The organism is Paraburkholderia oxyphila NBRC 105797 (genome assembly GCF_000685075.1).
Lineage (GTDB): Bacteria > Pseudomonadota > Gammaproteobacteria > Burkholderiales > Burkholderiaceae > Paraburkholderia > Paraburkholderia oxyphila.
The window spans coordinates 1-15,738 of record NZ_BAYD01000063.1 but is presented as its reverse complement, the minus strand read 5'-3'; the positions used below and the strand labels follow the sequence as shown (position 1 = coordinate 15,738).

Annotated in this window: 15 protein-coding genes; 4 read left to right on the top strand and 11 right to left on the bottom strand. The window is 67.8% G+C overall.

Translation table 11 applies throughout. The features are described 5' to 3' along the window. Positions 1 to 45 precede the first annotated feature (45 nt). From BO1_RS31245 to BO1_RS53510, 5 genes are all read right to left on the bottom strand, one after another. Positions 46 to 834 carry a helix-turn-helix domain-containing protein gene (locus BO1_RS31245; protein WP_043287335.1) on the bottom strand — a complete coding sequence of 263 codons (789 nt, stop codon included), beginning with the start codon at positions 832 to 834 and terminating at the stop codon, positions 46 to 48. A 13-nt stretch (positions 835 to 847) separates the two neighbouring features. Further along, positions 848 to 1,255, bottom strand: a complete 408-nt coding sequence (locus BO1_RS31240; protein ID WP_028220914.1) for a response regulator — start codon at positions 1,253 to 1,255, stop codon at positions 848 to 850. 149 nt (positions 1,256 to 1,404) lie between these two features. Then, positions 1,405 to 2,052 (bottom strand): response regulator, encoded by a 648-nt coding sequence (locus BO1_RS31235; RefSeq protein WP_028220913.1) that lies wholly within the window; start codon positions 2,050 to 2,052, stop codon positions 1,405 to 1,407. Next, complete coding sequence (locus BO1_RS31230) at positions 2,049 to 4,202, bottom strand: PAS domain-containing sensor histidine kinase (protein WP_028220912.1); 2,154 nt, start codon at positions 4,200 to 4,202, stop codon at positions 2,049 to 2,051. Before BO1_RS31230 ends, BO1_RS31235 begins: the two co-directional genes overlap by 4 nt. Before the next feature lie 212 nt (positions 4,203 to 4,414). Further along, positions 4,415 to 5,839: an MBL fold metallo-hydrolase RNA specificity domain-containing protein gene (locus tag BO1_RS53510; protein WP_043287342.1), complete on the bottom strand. Its 1,425-nt coding sequence runs from the start codon at positions 5,837 to 5,839 to the stop codon at positions 4,415 to 4,417. A 209-nt stretch (positions 5,840 to 6,048) separates the two neighbouring features. On the opposite strand from BO1_RS53510, the gene BO1_RS31220 reads away from it, so the two are divergent. After that, positions 6,049 to 6,507 carry a hypothetical protein gene (locus BO1_RS31220; protein WP_043287333.1) on the top strand — a complete coding sequence of 153 codons (459 nt, stop codon included), beginning with the start codon at positions 6,049 to 6,051 and terminating at the stop codon, positions 6,505 to 6,507. Positions 6,508 to 6,531: 24 nt separating this feature from the next. Here the strand turns inward: BO1_RS31220 and BO1_RS31215 are convergent, their stop codons facing one another. From BO1_RS31215 to BO1_RS31195, 4 genes are all read right to left on the bottom strand, one after another. Further along, on the bottom strand, positions 6,532 to 7,656 hold the full coding sequence (locus BO1_RS31215) for a PAS domain-containing sensor histidine kinase (protein ID WP_028220910.1): 1,125 nt from the start codon (positions 7,654 to 7,656) through the stop codon (positions 6,532 to 6,534). A 219-nt stretch (positions 7,657 to 7,875) separates the two neighbouring features. Then, positions 7,876 to 8,901: an Acg family FMN-binding oxidoreductase gene (locus BO1_RS31205; protein WP_043287331.1), complete on the bottom strand. Its 1,026-nt coding sequence runs from the start codon at positions 8,899 to 8,901 to the stop codon at positions 7,876 to 7,878. 62 nt (positions 8,902 to 8,963) lie between these two features. Then, positions 8,964 to 9,776: a universal stress protein gene (locus BO1_RS31200; RefSeq protein ID WP_028220908.1), complete on the bottom strand. Its 813-nt coding sequence runs from the start codon at positions 9,774 to 9,776 to the stop codon at positions 8,964 to 8,966. A 58-nt stretch (positions 9,777 to 9,834) separates the two neighbouring features. Next, a complete protein-coding gene (locus BO1_RS31195; protein ID WP_028220907.1) occupies positions 9,835 to 10,665 on the bottom strand; it encodes a universal stress protein in 831 nt (276 codons plus the stop codon). Between the two features lie 260 nt (positions 10,666 to 10,925). Between BO1_RS31195 and BO1_RS31190 the strand changes: the two genes are divergently transcribed. Continuing rightward, on the top strand, positions 10,926 to 11,672 hold the full coding sequence (locus BO1_RS31190; RefSeq protein WP_028220906.1) for a beta-ketoacyl-ACP reductase: 747 nt from the start codon (positions 10,926 to 10,928) through the stop codon (positions 11,670 to 11,672). Between the two features lie 174 nt (positions 11,673 to 11,846). Beyond that, positions 11,847 to 12,791 carry a 1-phosphofructokinase family hexose kinase gene (locus tag BO1_RS31185; RefSeq protein WP_028220905.1) on the top strand — a complete coding sequence of 315 codons (945 nt, stop codon included), beginning with the start codon at positions 11,847 to 11,849 and terminating at the stop codon, positions 12,789 to 12,791. Between the two features lie 134 nt (positions 12,792 to 12,925). Here BO1_RS31185 and BO1_RS31180 read toward each other — a convergent pair whose 3' ends face one another. Beyond that, the gene (locus BO1_RS31180) at positions 12,926 to 13,783 is read right to left on the bottom strand and encodes a universal stress protein (protein WP_028220904.1); all 858 of its coding nucleotides are present in this window, start codon (positions 13,781 to 13,783) and stop codon (positions 12,926 to 12,928) included. A 179-nt stretch (positions 13,784 to 13,962) separates the two neighbouring features. After that, positions 13,963 to 15,204, bottom strand: a complete 1,242-nt coding sequence (locus BO1_RS31175; RefSeq protein WP_028220903.1) for an MgtC/SapB family protein — start codon at positions 15,202 to 15,204, stop codon at positions 13,963 to 13,965. A 322-nt stretch (positions 15,205 to 15,526) separates the two neighbouring features. On the opposite strand from BO1_RS31175, the gene BO1_RS31170 reads away from it, so the two are divergent. Beyond that, positions 15,527 to 15,718 (top strand): DUF2964 family protein, encoded by a 192-nt coding sequence (locus BO1_RS31170; RefSeq protein WP_028220902.1) that lies wholly within the window; start codon positions 15,527 to 15,529, stop codon positions 15,716 to 15,718. Positions 15,719 to 15,738: the final 20 nt, after the last annotated feature.

The window sequence follows — 15,738 nt, the reverse complement described above, 5'->3', positions numbered from 1 at the left end:
TGCTGTGCCAACACCGTTGCGAAGACTGCTGTGCAGCGTCGCGCGTTACACGCGTGCGAGACCCTCGGCATCGACGATGCGGATCTGCTTGCCGCTCGGCTGGACGAGCCCATCGCGGTGGAAACGGGAGAACATCCGGCTCACGGTTTCGAGCTTCATGCCGAGAAAGCAGCCGATTTCCTCACGGCTCATCTTCAGATTGAATTGCGCGCCGGAATAGCCGCGCGTGCGAAAGCGCGCCGCGAGGTCGAGCAGGAAGGAGGCGAGCCGCTGCTCCGCGGTCATCGTGCCCAGCAGCATCATGAGGCTCGATTCGCGCACGATCTCGCCGCTCATCAACTGGTAGAGATGGCGCTGCATGCGGCGGCTCTCGCGGCACAGCGATTCGAACTGGCCGAACGGGATGATGCAGACCGTGCTGTCCTCCAGCGCGATCGCTTCGCAGTTGTGCGTGCCCGTGCAGACGCCGTCGAGCCCGAGCGGCTCGCCCGGGATCTGGAAGCCCGTCACCTGCTCGCGGCCGTCGCGGTGCATGACGATCGTTTTGAACGACCCGGTGCGCACGGCGTACAGGCTCTGGAACGCATCGTGCGCGCGAAACAGCGCCTCGCCACGACGCACGTGGCGGGTCGTGAGCACGACGGTGTCGAGCTGCTCGAGCTCGGCGGCGGTGAGGTCCGAGGGCATGCAGACCGCGCGCAGCGAACAGGTGGAGCAGCGCGAGGCAGCGCGGCGCGGCGCGGGCTCCTGCTCCACGGGGCGCAGCGGCACTACCGGCCAACGCAGCGTGGCGGGCGCAGGCAGGGAGGAATCGCAGGCGGGCTCGGCATACATGGCTGTCTCCAGTTCAGCGCGCGGCACTCGCGCGCGCTTTCACAAGCGCTTCGATGGCGTGGCAGGCGGCGTCGAATTCGGACGTCTTGTCGAAGAAAAATTCGGCGCCGGCGCGTTGGCAGGCGGTCCTGAATGGCGCGGTGGAGTGGTTCGTCAGCACGACCGTGACGACCTCGGGTTGCTCGCGCGAGAGTTGGGCGATCAGTTCGATGCCGCTGCTCGCGGTCAGCCGCAGATCGATCACGGCGACGTCCGCTCCGCTCGTTGCAATTTCCGTCAGGGCGGTGGCCGTATCCTCGGCCTCCCCAACCACGACCACGTCCGGTATGGCTGAGAACGCCTCGGAGATTTTGCGGCGTACCGGTGTCGGATCGTCGACGAGGAAGACGTGCAGCTTGGGAATGGTCAGATGGGCTTCCATGTAGCCAGTATCGTCGGCGCCATCTCGAAAATAAATCGGCGGCGATGGAAACTGGCGTACGCACGACGGAAGATGTGTAGGGCGATTCCTACAATCGTGCGACGACGCGCCGCTGCCACGGCGGCTCAGGGTTGCTCTTCAGGGGTGGCTCAAGGTTCGTCCGGGTCGTCGAGCAGCTTGTGGCGCAGGGCATAACGCACGAGCGCGGCCTCGTGCGGCATCTCCATCTTCTCGAGGATGCGGACCTTGTAGGTGCTCACCGTCTTGGCGCTCACGCAAAGCGCCTTGGCGATTTCGGTAATGGTCTCGCCCGAGGCGAGGCGCCGGAACACCTCGAATTCACGGTCGGAAAGCCGCTGGTGCGGCAGGGTGTCGGCGGGCTCGTTCAGGCTCTGCGCGAAGCGCTCCGCCATCGCCATGCTCACGTAGACACCGCCCGTGGCCACCTTCGTCACGGCGTTCACGAGCTCGGCGCTGGCGCTCTCCTTGGTGAGATAGCCCGATGCGCCGGCCTTGAACGCGCGCACCGCGTATTGCTGCTCGGCATGCATGGTCAGCACGAGGATGCGCAGCGCGGGCTGCTCGTCCTTGATCTGCTTGATGAGATCCACGCCGCTGCGCCCCGGCATGGAAAGATCGAGCACCAGTACGCGGGCCTCGCGCTCGCGCACGAGCGCGAGCGTGGTGGCGCTGTCGCAGCCTTCTCCCACGATTTCGAAATCGTGCGCGTCCTGCAGGATGCGGCGCAGACCATCGCGCACGAGCGCGTGGTCGTCGGCGAGGATCACCTTGATCATGAAGCGGTCTCTTCGGATTGGAGGGTGTCGAGCTCGAAGGTGATGGCAATCGCGAAACCTTCCCCTGGAGCCGTGTCGATCTCGACTGTGCCGTTGAACATATGCGCGCGCTCGCGGATGCCAAGCAATCCGAACGACTTGTCGTGGCCGGTGCGCTCGGGCGAGTCGCCGGGATGGGCGGGCGCACCGTGGCCGTTGTCGACGATGCGAAGCGTGCAATGCTGCCCGTCCACTTCGAGCGTGAGCACCACGACGCTCGCTTCGGCATGGCGCGCGACGTTGGTGAGCGCTTCCTGGACGATGCGAAAGAGCGTGGTGGCCGCGGCGCGCGAAAATGCCGCGTTGCCGGTATGGATGTGCCGCTGGACCGCGATGCCGTAGCGGTTCGTGAAGTCGTTCGCGAGCCATTCGATCGCGGGCACGAGGCCGAGGTCGTCGAGCATGACGGGGCGCAGGTCGGCCGCGATGCGCCGCACTGCCTTGACGGTCGAGTCGATCAGCTTGCGCATGCCCGCGAGCCGCTCGGCGTTGTCGCTGTCGATGGCGCCGCGAAGCCGGTTCTCCAGCGCGGAGACATCAATTTTGAGCGCCGTGAGTTGCTGGCCCAGATCGTCGTGGAGCTCGCGCGCGATGCGCGTCTTTTCGGCCTCGCGCACGTTTTGCAGATTGGCCGAGAGTTCGCGCAGCTCCTCGCGCGAGCGCTTGAGCGAGTTCTCCGCGCGCAGCCGCTCGGTGATGTCGCGCAGCATCACCGTGTAGAGCTTGCCGGAGGCGTCGCGAATCTGGGAGATCGACGCCTCGATCGGAAACTCCTCGCCATTGGCGCGCAGGCCGAACAGTACGCGCTGCTGGCGGCCCATCTGGCGTTCGGTGACGCCGGTGGCGCCGAACTGTTCGACGTGGCGTTCGTGAGCCGCGCGAAAGCGCGCGGGAATGAAGCGTGAGAGCGGCGAGCCGATCGCTTCCATGGCGGAGAGGCCGAATACGAACTCGGCGGCCGGGTTGAAGATGACGATGCGCTGGGTTTCGTCGACGGTGATGATGGCCTCCATCGACGAACGGATGATGCCCATCATGCGCGCTTCGTTCAGGTGTGCCTCGCCCTCGGCCGGCTCGGGCGCGAGGGCTGGGGCGGCCTGCGCCCGCGCGAGCCGCCAGGCGAGAAAGGCGCAGAGGCCGGCAATGACGGCGCCGGCGAGCAGGATGGCTGCCGCGCAGGTGGCCGCGCCCGTGAGCAGCGGGCTGCCGTCCGTGCTCGCGTCGAGCGTGAGGGTGGCGCCGCCGAACGCGATTTGGTCGATGTGCTCGAAGCGTGTGCCGGGCGTCACTTCGGCGGCTTCGGTGGGGGCGCTGCGGTAAAGCTCGACGGCGGGCTGCCCGGCGTGCACGGTGAGCGCGAGATCGGGCTGGGCGGCGAGTATCGGCTCGAAGAGCCGCTGTGGGTCGAGCGTGGCGACGGCGAATCCGGTGAGCGGGCGTTGCACGGGGCTTGCAGCCGGCGCAGCTGCCGCCGATGGCACCGTTTGCGGCACCGCTTGTGGCACCGCTTGTGGCACATAAGCCGGCAGATAAAGCATCAGTTGCGGCGGCGCGTTGTCCGCGCCCGGTTCGGCGGCGAGGCCCGCGTTGCCGGTTTGCCCGGCGTAGCGGCGCGCGGCCTCGCTAGCGGTGCTCTGGCCCACGGCGCTGCCGGGCGCGCTGTTGGGCATGGCGGCGAGTCCGGCCCATAGCGTGGCGGTGGCGGGTTGCGCGGACGATGCGCTTTGCGCGCCGGGGGGCAGCGCGAGATACCCCAGGGCGACGACTGCGGCGCGCGAGTTTTCCAGATCGACTCCCGAGACATAGCGCTGCCAGCCTTCGGGATCGGCGGCGCCCGCCTGTGCGAGCCACCCGCGCGCGCCGCGCAGCAGCGCTTCGTCGGCGATGAGCGCCTGTTCGACGGTCTCGCGCAGCGCCGCCGTGCGGCGTGCGAAGCGCTGCTCGGCGGCGGTTTGCCATTGCAGCGCGACGAATGCCGCGACGGCGCCCGCGAGTGCGAAAGCGATGATGAACGCGAGCGTGGCCGCCATGGCCGGCTGGCCGTTGCGCAAGCGGCGCGCGCGCGTGGTGCCGCGCGCGGCGTCGCCCGGTGGATTAGCGCCAGTGCTCATGGCAACGGCCCAGGACGGAACGCTTGTGCGCAACGGATGCGTAAGCCATTCGCATGTGAAGTAGCGACTGCATTGGAGGGAGCCCGGCGCTGGACGTCGTGCGGGCTGCTTGCCCCAATTTTAAGTTCGGTGCGTACACCCGTCTTGAAAATCTTTCGCGCTGTGTGAGTGCCCGTGCGCATCCAGCCGGGGCGGCTGTCCGGCAGGCCGGCTCAGGCAGGGATTCCCTGTGCACCGGCACCCTCGCAGGGCGGGCACGGGACGGCGCGGACCGTCTCCTCCGGCAGTTCGACCGACTGCCCCTGCTCCGGCACGCTGCAGTCCCAGTGCAGCGTTTCTTCGATGCGCCGGCGCAGCGCGTCGGCCGCGGCGGGTTCGCCGTGCGTCACGAACGTGCGCACGGGTGCGCAGGTCATGCCGGCCAGCCAGCGCAGCGTCTCCCGATAGTCCGAATGCGCGGAGAGCGAGGAGATCGACGCGACCTCGGCGCGCACGCGCACATAGTCGCCATGCAGCTTGATGGCGGGCGCGTGCGCTTCCAGCGCCGCGCCGCGCGTGCCCGGCGCCTGGTAGCCGACGAGCGCGATCGTGTTGCGCGGGTCGGGCGCATAGAGGCTCAGGTGATGGAGTACGCGCCCGCCCGTGGCCATGCCGCTGCCGGCGATGATGACCATCGGCCCGTTGCGCGAGGCGATGGCCTTCGAGTCGTCGACGGTCCGCGTCATGAACGCCGCGTGGTCGAGGGCGTGCAACTGCGAGACCGTCAGCCGGTGCTCGCGCATATGGCGGCGGTAGAGGTCGGTGACGCTGATCGCCATCGGGCTGTCGAGGTAGACCGGCACGTTGGCCATGCGCCCCGTCTCCTTCAGGTGGGCGATGTGGTAGAGCACTTCCTGCGCGCGCCCCACCGCGAAGCAGGGCATCACCACGATGCCGCCGCGCGCGAACGTGCGCGCGAACACCTCGGCCAGCTCGTCCTCCGGATTGAGGGCGGCGTGCAGCCGGTCTCCATAGGTCGATTCGACCACGAGATAGTCGGCGTGGGCCGGCGAGGCCGGCGCGCGCATGATGGGGTCCTCGGGGCGCCCGAGATCGCCCGAGAAGGCGAGCACCGTATGCCCGCTGCACAGCACGACGGTCGCGGCCCCGAGAATGTGTCCGGCGGGCAACAGCCGGAAGCTCAGGTGCTCGCCGAGCGAGACCGGCGCGTCGAACTCGCGCGGCCCGATGAGCCGCAATGCGGCTTCGGCGTCTTCGAGCGTATAGAGCGGCAGCGCCGGATGGTGCTTCGAGTAGCCGTGCCGGTTCGCGAACGCGGCGTCCTCTTCCTGCAGCCGGGCGCTGTCACGCAGCATCACGTCGCACAGGTCGGCGGTGCCCGGCGTGCAATAGACCGGGCCGCGATAGCCGTTTCGGGCCAGCACCGGCAGGTAGCCGCAGTGATCGATGTGGGCATGCGTGAGGATGACGGCGTCGAGCGTATCGGCGGGAAAGGGCAGCGGCGCCCAGTTGCGCAAGCGCAGGTTCTTGGTGCCCTGGAACAAGCCGCAGTCGATCAGCACCCGCTTGCCCTGCGCTTCCAGCAAATAGCGCGAACCGGTGACCGTCTGCGCCGCACCCAGAAAGGTCAGCTTCATCATGTTCTCCTCGCCTTGCGCCCCCACGGCGCGCCTGATACGGATTGGAGCGCGCTTTGCCGCTACGCAATTGACCTGCATCAGTCGGCCGGGCATTGCCGCGCCGGCGCTTGGATTTGAGCCAGATCAATCGGGGCGGGCCGGACGATTCATACATTGGGGCGTGCGGTTCGCCATCGCGGGCCGGTCTTCGGGTAGGAGTCGCGGCGATGTCTGATGAATCGAATGGACTCCGGGCGCTGGTCCCGGTCCTGCTCACGGTAATGCTGGTGGCTTGCGCAAGCGAGGCGAGCCGCGACGCCTTCCGTCACACGGAAACCGAGCTGGAGGCGGCGCGCGAGCAGGCGTTGATCCAATGCACGACGCCCGGCGAGTGCGCGCAGGTGTGGAACCGGGCGCGCGCCTTCGTCCAGCTGCACTCGCCGACGCCGATCGAGCGCATCACGAGCGAGTCGATCGAAACGCGCATGCCGCACGAGTTCGGCGTGGCGTACTTCTGGGCGGCGCGCGAGACCGCGGCCGACGGGACGACGACGATTCGCCTGAAGGGAATGTGCCGGGGCATGTACAGCACCGACAACGGGCCGGGATGGATCTACGGGCCCTGCGCGGCCCAGCTGCGCGAGGCGCAGACTGAATTCGCGCGCGAGGTGGGCGGCGTGAGGTGAGGACCCCCGGAGGCTCGCGGGGGGCTAGTCTTCCAACGGCCTCAGCACCTGATGGGGCTCAACCGGCAAACGCAATTCGGCCGTGATCGTGACGCCGGCCCCGGGCTGGCTGTCGACCGTGAGCGCACCCCCGAGCTGCACCATCCGCTCGCGCATGCCGAGCAGCCCGAATGCATCGGGCCGCACCGCCTTGCCGCGATCGAAGCCGACACCATCGTCGCCGATGCTCAGGCGACAGCGTCTTTCGTCATTCGAGAGATGGATCTTGACCTCGTGCGCCCGGGCATGACGTGCAACGTTCGTCAGCGCTTCCTGAGCAACGCGAAACAGCGCGGTGGTCGCAAAGTCGCCGAGGTCGAGCGCATGCGTGTCGAGCTCGAATCGCACGGTCACGCCGTAGCGGTCCTGAAAATCGTGGGCGAGCCATTCGAGTGCAGCCTCCAGGCCGAAATCGTCGAGGATGCTCGGGCGCAGATTGGCAGCGATTCTGCGCACGGAGGCGGTCAGTGCATCGATTTGGGAGACGATTTCGGCCAGTGCGCCGAGGTTTGCATACGACGCTGCGGGCAACGCCTTGCCGAGTTCGCGTTCGTGGTGAGCCAGCGCCATCTTGAGCGCCACGAGCCGTTGCCCGAGATCGTCGTGGACTTCGCGGGCAATGCGCTTTTGCTCGTTCTCGCGTGCCTGCTGCACGAGCGCCGAGGCCGCGTTCGCGTGCTCGAGCTCCTCCAGCCGGCGCCGCTCGGTCAGGTCGCGCGTGATCTTTGCAAACCCGACGAGCGTGCCTTCATCGTCGTGGATCGCGGTGATGACGACATTGGCCCAGAAGCGGCTGCCGTCCTTGCGCACGCGCCATCCCTCGTCCTCGACGCGGCCCTGGGCCGCCGCCGTCTGGAGCAGGCGTGCGGGCTTGCCCGACGCAATGTCGTCCGGGGTGTAGAACACCGAGAAGTGCTTGCCGACCATTTCATCGGGGGTGTAACCCTTGATGCGCTGCGCGCCAGGATTCCAGCTCGCGACCTGGCCGGCGGGTTCGAGCATGAAAATCGCATAATCGCGTACCGCGTCGATCAAGAGGCGATAGCGATCCGCGATCGCAATATCGCTCTCGTTACGCCCAAACCAGGGCTCGGACTCAGCCGTTTGCATAGCGCGCTCCGGATAATCAGCCGATTCTCACGATGCCGCATGCATGTTTGCATCGCCGCGAGTGCTGCACCGATAAGCCGCATAGTAAGGGAAAAGCCGTGCCGGGTTCAGGACGCGATGCGCGGATAGTCCCCGGCATCGGTCGTCGGGGTAAGCGCGAACGCAGTCATAAGATGTTCGCATTCCTGAATAACGAAAACCTCGTCGATCATCGGATGCTCACGACACGACTTCGTCGAGTGGGCGTCGCGGCGTGGCCGCGTCGGGCGTTCCGTGACCGATGCGCAGCAGAAGCTGCGGATGGTAGGCAGGGGGCAGACCGGTCAGCGCGCCGAGCTTTTGACGCAGTTCCGGTATCTCGATGGGCTGGTTCAGGTACGAGGCGCACAGTCCGTGCAAGGTCGCCACGAGCAATACCCGCTCGAGCGCCTGGCCCACCGCGAGCCACGCTTGCGCGTCGTCGACGCCGGTCGCGAGGCACAGCAGGAGCGGCGACCCCGCCGCAAGATCGCGATGCGTGGCAGCCACACCGCCGCCCAGGTCGAAGGTCCGGATCGCGGATGCGACCAGCGGCGTGGCGAAGTCAAGAAGCGGAGCGAGCCCGGCTGCGTAGGCTGGCATGCCGTCGTTGGTGTGATGCGGGTGGATCCATTTCGCGAGCTCGCGCCTGAAGCGCGGATCGGCGAACTGCTGCCGGTCAGCCTCGGCGACGAACTCGGCGATCGCATAGCGCGGCTCGGCGGCGCTCACGCAGGCGACCTCGACGCCTTCAGCGCGCGCCGCGTCCATCAAGTGCCGTTCGACGGCTGTGTCGACGGGCTCTGGAGAAAATGGATGGCGCGTCGTGACCCGCTCGTAAATCGCGCTCACGAGCGCGGCGAGTTCGGCACCGGTGACGCGCTCATGCAGCAGGCGCACTTCGGCAAGCAGATCGGCATCGGCGCTCGACGGGAAGAGCGTGATCGCGTAGCCGATCCCGAGGCTCGCGAGCGCCACGCGCAAATTGAAGAGCGCCGCGCCGCAACTGATGATGAGCTCGCGGTCGTAAGGGTCCACGACAGGCAGCGCGCGCAGCCGGTCCGCGCACAGGATCACGCGATCGGCGCCGAGCACGAAGCGCCAGGGCTGGCTGTTGTGGCTCGACGGCGCGAGCGTCGCATGACGCAAGGCGAAGTGCATGGCAAATTCATGCGTCTGTCCGGCTGCAGCGCTGTCGGCGGGGGACGCGATCGGGTTCTCGAGCATGGCCAGCTCCCTGCTGGGAAACGCGCTTCGGCACGCAAGACGCGCCGCCGCGCCAGGGTGAGTCAGTGGGACATCAGCACCGGCACCGTCATGGCCTCGAGCAGCGTGCGCGTCACGCCGCCCAGCACGCGCTCATGCAAACGCGAATGCGCGTAGGCGCCTGCCACGATCAGCCCGGCGTGCAGGTCGCTTGCGCGGCTGAGCAACGCCGTGCCCGTTGTCATGCCCGCCGTGCTGGCGCTTTCGTGAAACGATGCGTTCACGCCGTGCAAGTCGAGCCACGCGGCGGCATCCACCGCCTCGTCTTCGGCGCGCGCGCGTTTCGTGCCGCTATGCGGCGCGACCACTTCTATCGAGACGCTGTTGGCGCACCGCAAAAGCGGCAAAGCGTCCGAAGCCGCGCGCGCCGCTTCGCGACCGCCGTCCCAGGCGATCAGGATGTTTTGTGCGAAGTCCGGGAAAGCCCCGGCATGCGGGACCACGATGGCTGGCCTCGCGGCCGTCATCACCAGTTCCGTGACGAAGGCACTGGCCGTTTCCACTGCGGGATCGCCGCTATCGTGCTGCCCGAGCACGAGCAGGTCGGCGTGGCGCGCGTGCAGCGTCGCGGCGGCGCTGTCGCCGGGCTGCGGCGCGCGCCATTCGACCCGGCGGCCCGCCCGCGCGCCGGCGTCAAGGAACGCGGCTTGCGCGAACTCGAGCCGTTGCGCCGGCGTGCCCGCGCCTTCCGTTGCCGGCGTGCGCGAGCGCGGCGCCGGCAGATACAGCCCGATCAGATACGCGTCGAAGCGCTCGGCCAGATCGAGCGCGAGTGCCAGACGCGCCTCACGTCGCGCCGAGTCGTCGAGGTGGACGAGCAGGGTCTTGTAGCACATGGTGTTTTCCTTGGACATCAATCGGGAAGCTCACACGCAAGCGGGTGTGCAGGGCTGCTCAATGCGACATCAGCACGGGCACCGGCATCGCGCCGAGCACCGTCTGCGTCACGCCGCCGAGCAAGAGCTCCTTCCAGCGCGCGTGGCCGTAGGCACCCATCACGATCAGGTCGCAGTCGGTCTTGCCGGCGCGCGCGAGCAGGGCTTCGCCAACCGTGACCGTCGGCGGCGGATGCAACTCCGTCACGTGCACCTCGAGTCCGTGACGCGCCAGAACCAGACCGATATCGGCGCCCGGAATGCGTTCCCGGTCTCTGGGCGTGGGCGTGAAAGTCACGATTTCGGTTCGCTGCGCGAGCTGCATGAACGGCAGGGCATCGAAGAGCGCACGCGTGGCGGACTGGCCCGCATCCCACGCGACCATGACGTGCTCGCCCACCGTGGGAAACCCGCCTTCATAGGGAACCCACAAGACTGGCCGTCCCGCGCTCAAGGTCACGCGAGTCTGAAACCGGTTGCTGAGCGATGCGTCCAGGTCGTCGGGGTTGCTTTGTCCCAGCACGATCAGGTCTGCGAAGCGTGCGCGCATCAGCAGCTCATGCTGTGCGTGGTTCGCGGTGCGCCAGTTGCCTTTGAGCTCCGCCTCGGCGAGGCGGGCGAAGAAATGGTGCTCCAGCTCGCGGCGGCACGCTTCGTGCTCACGCCGGTATAGCGACCAATACTCGGCGTCCAGAATGAATGCATAGGCCGCGTCGTGCTCGGGCACGACAGGCGCGAACAGTGCGCTGACATGGGCGCCGTGCCGCCTGGCGACGCGCAGCGCAACATCGAGGCGCGTTCGCGCACTTTTGCTTTCGTCCAGATGAACCAGGATGTTGCGGTACTCCATGATCGGCGCTCCATGATGGATGCAACACCGAAGCGGTGTTTGGTGCGGCTCAGTCTAGGCGCCGATGCCGGTTCGCAATTGACTTGAGTCAAGCCGTGACCAAGACCCTGAAGCGAGACCATCAGGCTGTTGCCGGCCCGGTTCCGACGGACAAGCGATTGATGCATGTCAATCGTCAGTGGAGCGCCGACCCTATAGTGGGGCACTGTTTCGATCGCGCCGATGTGCGGCCGGTCGCCAACCTGCGAGGAGGAGTTGCCATGCGTAGCGAACGTGTTGCTTTTGTGAGCGGCGGGATGGGGGGGCTGGGCGCCGCGATCAGCCGCAGGTTGCACGATGCCGGTCTGATCGTTGCGGTCTCGCATTCGGAACGTAACGACCACGTAATGGGCTGGCTGGATCGCGAACGCGAAGCCGGCCGCAAGTTCCACGCGTTCGGGGTGGACGTGGCCAGCTACGATTCGTGCGCCGAGTGCGCGCGCCGGGTCGTGTCGCAATTCGGCGCTGTCGACGTATTGATCAACAACGCCGGCATCACGCGCGACGCGAGCTTCATGAAGCTCACGAAGCGCGAATGGGACGAGGTGATGCACACGAATCTCGACAGCGTGTTCAATCTCACGAAGCAGTTCCTGCCCGGCATGGTGGAGCAGCGCTTTGGCCGCGTCGTGAACATCAGCTCGGTGAACGGCTCGCGCGGCGCGTTCGGGCAGGCGAACTACGCGGCGTCAAAGGCCGGCATTCACGGCTTCACGATGTCGCTCGCGCTCGAAGTCGCGAAGCACGGCGTCACGGTGAATACCGTCTCGCCCGGCTATCTCGCGACCGCGATGGTCGAGGCCGTGCCGCAGGACATCATGGAAAAGCGCATCCTCCCGCAGATTCCGGTGGGCCGGCTTGGGCGGCCGGAAGAGGTGGCGTCGCTGATTGCGTACCTCTGCTCCGACGACGGCGCATTCGTGACGGGAGCCAACTTCGCCGTCAATGGCGGCATGCACATGCATTGATCGTCGCGCCGCTGTGGATCCATTCCGCGCGAATTCCCCCTGCGCGCGACCAGTAAAGTGCGAGCGCCACGGTGGTGGGCGATATCGATTCAGTGACGATAGAAAGGCGCTCGGACGATCTGATCGTCGAGTGACGCAATGGCGGCGGCGCAGTGTGGGACGAGGGTCAGTGACGTGATCGAAATCTTGACGCTTACGGTCAATCCGGCCGTCGACGTATCGACGGCAGTCGAGCGCGTGGTCGATACGCACAAGCTGCGCTGCGAGGCGGCAATCCGCTATCCGGGCGGCGGGGGCATCAACGTTGCGCGCGTGATCCAGCGTCTCGAGGGCGCACGCTCACATTGCCTCGCGCTCTATCTCGCGGGAGGCGTGGCGGGCGACCTGTTGGAGCAATTGCTTGCAGCGGAGCGTGTGAGCTGCCGCAGACTGCCCATCGCGGGCGAGACGCGAGAAAACTTTTCGGTGAAAGAGCGCTCGACGGGTCGCGAGTTCCGCTTCGTGCTGCCCGGCGCGCCGGTGGACGCCGCCGAATGGGCGCAGGCGCTGGAGGTCTTCGAGACGCTCCTGCCCGCGCCGCGCTACCTCGTGCTGAGCGGCAGCCTGGCGCCGGGCTTGCCGGCGCGGGCCTATGCGGACATCGCGAGGCGCGCCAGCGCGCGTGGCACGCGCGTCGTGCTCGACACGTCAGGCGCGCCGCTCGCAATGGCGCTCGATGCAGGTGTCTATCTCGTGAAGCCGAGTCTTGGCGAGCTGGCCGAGCTTGCGGGCCGGCCCCTCGCCGACGAGGCGGCGCAAGTCGCAGCGGCGCGTCAGATCGTTGCGCAGCGGCGTGCGCAGATCGTTGCCCTGACGCTCGGGGAACGCGGCGCGCTGGTGGTTTCGTCCGAAGAGACGATACGCGTGAAGGCGCTGCCGGTACCCGTATCGAGCGCGATTGGCGCGGGCGACAGCTTCCTGGCGGGATTGATCGTCGCGTTGCGCAGGGGTGAGCCGCTGCGCGAGGCCGTGCGCCTTGCGCAGGCGGCGGCATCGGCGACCTTGTTGACCACCGGCACGTCGCTGTGCGACGCGGCGCAGGTGAGGCGGCTCTATGACGCCGAGAGTCCGGTGTGTTGAGTGCGGTGCGCAAAGGCGATATCAGCGGCGGTGGCACGGGCGCGTCGAGCGTTTCCCGGGCGCTTCCCGGGCGCGAGCGAATAGCGCTGCGGACGTGGCACGGATCTTCTGGCATGGAGCAGCGCGCCGCGCCGTCAATGCGACAGCAGAACGGGCACGGTGGCCGATTCGAGCAGCGCGCGCGTGACGCCGCCGAGCAGGCGCTCGCGCCAGTGCGGATGGCCGTAGGCGCCGGCCACGACGAGGTCGCAGCCGCTCGTCGCTACCCACGAAAGCAAGGTGTCGCCCGCAGTCTCGTCCGAGTCGCTCATGCATTGCGCGAAGTCGACGTTGACGGCGTGCCTTGCCAGCATCGCGTCGAGGTCCGCGATGCGGGCGTCCGACGTAGCGACACCCGACGTAGCGACACCCGACGCAGCGGGCGTGCCGATATGCAGCATCGTCACGCGCTTCGCGCCCGGCAGCAGCGCCATTGCGTCGTGCACCGCGCGTGCCGCTTCGCGGCTGCCGTCCCATGCGATCACGATCGAGTCGCCTACCGGGCGCAGCGCCCCGGCGTAGGGCAGCACGAGCACCGGCCGGCCGGACGTCATGACCACGCCTTCCAGAAAGCGCGCGCGCAGCGAGTGAGCCTCGTCGTCGGGAGCCGCCTGGCCGGCGACGAGCAGATCGGCGTGGCGGCTGCGCCGAATGATCGGCTGCTCGGCATAGTCGTCGAACCCGATCCATTCGCCTTCCATGCCGGCGCGTCGCAATGCATGGCGAAACGACTCCTCGGCCGCTTCCTGCTGGGCGCGCCGCGCGTTGCAGTAGTCGTTGTAGTAAGGCGCGCAGCCGGCGACGGTGAAGTATTCGCGCGCCTCTGGCGCGAACGGCGAATACAGGCCGATGAGGTGCGCGTCGAAGCGGCCCGCGAGCGTCAGCGAAAAGTCGAGCCGCGCTTGCGCGCGTTCACTCGGGTCGAGATAAACGAGCAGGGTCTTGTATTGCATGGCAGCGACTCCTCGGGTAGTGCCCGCGCGATGAGCATGCGCGCGGCGGTGCGTCCCGATTTGCCGCAGGACACCGGCGGGCAGGCGGCAATGCCTGGTTCGAGTCTTGTCGCCGGGCGCGGGTTGGCGCTTGATGTATGTCAAGCAAGAGCGGGGCGCCGACGCGCTTCGGCCCTCGCTCAGTTGACGAGCAGCCAGGCGCCCCAGACGCAGGCGAGGATCAGCGCTTGCCCTGGTATCAGCGTCAGCGCGAACGCACGCTTGCCGAAGGCTACGGCCACGAAGCATTTCATGATCGAGTTGGCCGTGAGCGCGACGATGATCGGTACCGCCGCGTCGCTTTCCGCGAGCAGCGACTGCGCGGCGAGCGCGGCGATCGACGCCGCCGCGGAATGGGTATCGACCAGCCCGCCCAGCCCGGCGGCGATCAGGAGCCCGGTCTGGCCGAGCCAGCGGGCGAGCAGTGTGCCCATGAGCATCAGGACCATGAGCGTCGCGGCGAGCAGCAGGGCGGCCTTCAGGTCCACCGCCCGGCCAACCACGAGCTCCTCTTGCATGGGCTTGCGCGCCGCGCGCCAGGCGACGAACAAGCCGTAGACCAATGCGGCGAGCGCCCCCGCGGCGAGCGCCGGAGCGAGGCGGTGCAGCAGCGGCTCGTAGACGACACTGACCACCAGCGCCAGCTGTACGGGCGTCGCGACGGACGACAGCACGGCGGCGGCGGCGAGCTGCGGGCAGTCGGCGGGCGTCTGCACGGCGCGCCGGCCCATCGCGGCGATCGTCGCGATGCTGGAGACGAAGCCGCCGAGCAGCCCTGCGAACGGCAAGCCGATGCGCGTGCCGAACATCAACTGCGCGAGGTGGCCGACGGCGCTGATCGCCATCACGAGGACCGCGAAGCGCCAGACCGTCTGCAAGTTGATGGCGCCATAGGGGTCGACGAGGTGGCTCGGGAGCATCGGCAGAATGATCAGCGCGGAGGCGGCCAGCGTCAGCAGGTCGATGATCGCGTCCTGACCGAGCCGCGTCGTGACGAAGCGGTGCAGCGGCGAGCGCGCCGCGAGCACGATCGTCAACAGCACGCCCAGCGCGGCGGCGAGCGGGGCGTCGAGCACGGCCAGCGCGCCCAGCAGCAGCGTGGCGATCATCGAGGTTTCGGTGGTGAGTCCCGGATCGTCGTGGGGACGCAGATAGGCCGCCGTGGCCAGCGCGGTCAGCGCGAGTGTCAGCGTCGCCGCCAGGATCACCCCGCCCACGCGCATGGCGATGGCGCCGAGCAGCGCCGCCACCGTGAACGTGCGGATGCCGGCGGCCGCGCGCGTCGCGCCTTCGCCCTTGCGTCGCTCGCGCTCCGCGCCGACCAGCAGGCCCACGCCCAGCGCGACGACGAACGGCATGTATGCGGCGTTGACGAGGAACATAACGTTTCGTTCTTCCGGCGAGAGCGGCTTCGGCGTGGCTGACGAGCCATCGTAGGACGGGCCGCACGCGGGAATTTGACGGATATCAATGCATGGAGTCCGGCAGCGCCTGCCGCGGGACGCGGGCCGCACGTCCGTGGCGCCCTGCGTCACGGACGCCGCTTGTTTGACGCATATCAATGGAAAGAGGGGCGCGCGCCGGAGAATCGGCTCAGCGGGTCTGGACCTGCACGCGTATCGAGCGTGAGGAGAACCCGGCTAACCGGAGAACCGCCATGCAGTGCACTCTTTCCTCGCTGTTCCTGCGCTGCGGAGAAGGATCATGATCCGCGCCGAATTCAGGATCGTCTGCGCGACGATTGCCGTGTTCGCCGCGCTCGTCGGGCTGGGCGTTGCGCTCGACGGTCTCGTGTTCGACGCGTGGGTGAGGTTTCGCTACGGCGCGGCCGTGCTGATCACCGGTCTCGCCTGCCTTGTGCTGTTGCTCCATCCGGTGCCGCGCGACCATGGCTAGTCGCATCGCCATGCCGTGCA

Bases quoted from the DNA above. Each gene is read 5' to 3' on its own strand.
- BO1_RS31175 (WP_028220903.1), bottom strand. From the start codon at position 15,204: ATGTTCCTCGTCAACGCCGCATACATGCCGTTCGTCGTCGCGCTGGGC.
- BO1_RS31190 (WP_028220906.1), top strand. From the start codon at position 10,926: ATGCGTAGCGAACGTGTTGCTTTTGTGAGCGGCGGGATGGGGGGGCTG.
- BO1_RS31195 (WP_028220907.1), bottom strand. From the start codon at position 10,665: ATGGAGTACCGCAACATCCTGGTTCATCTGGACGAAAGCAAAAGTGCG.
- BO1_RS31205 (WP_043287331.1), bottom strand. From the start codon at position 8,901: ATGCTCGAGAACCCGATCGCGTCCCCCGCCGACAGCGCTGCAGCCGGA.
- BO1_RS31245 (WP_043287335.1), bottom strand. From the start codon at position 834: ATGTATGCCGAGCCCGCCTGCGATTCCTCCCTGCCTGCGCCCGCCACG.
- BO1_RS31240 (WP_028220914.1), bottom strand. From the start codon at position 1,255: ATGGAAGCCCATCTGACCATTCCCAAGCTGCACGTCTTCCTCGTCGAC.
- BO1_RS31200 (WP_028220908.1), bottom strand. From the start codon at position 9,776: ATGTGCTACAAGACCCTGCTCGTCCACCTCGACGACTCGGCGCGACGT.
- BO1_RS31180 (WP_028220904.1), bottom strand. From the start codon at position 13,783: ATGCAATACAAGACCCTGCTCGTTTATCTCGACCCGAGTGAACGCGCG.
- BO1_RS31230 (WP_028220912.1), bottom strand. From the start codon at position 4,202: ATGAGCACTGGCGCTAATCCACCGGGCGACGCCGCGCGCGGCACCACG.
- BO1_RS31220 (WP_043287333.1), top strand. From the start codon at position 6,049: ATGTCTGATGAATCGAATGGACTCCGGGCGCTGGTCCCGGTCCTGCTC.
- BO1_RS31235 (WP_028220913.1), bottom strand. From the start codon at position 2,052: ATGATCAAGGTGATCCTCGCCGACGACCACGCGCTCGTGCGCGATGGT.
- BO1_RS31215 (WP_028220910.1), bottom strand. From the start codon at position 7,656: ATGCAAACGGCTGAGTCCGAGCCCTGGTTTGGGCGTAACGAGAGCGAT.
- BO1_RS53510 (WP_043287342.1), bottom strand. From the start codon at position 5,839: ATGAAGCTGACCTTTCTGGGTGCGGCGCAGACGGTCACCGGTTCGCGC.
- BO1_RS31170 (WP_028220902.1), top strand. From the start codon at position 15,527: ATGATCCGCGCCGAATTCAGGATCGTCTGCGCGACGATTGCCGTGTTC.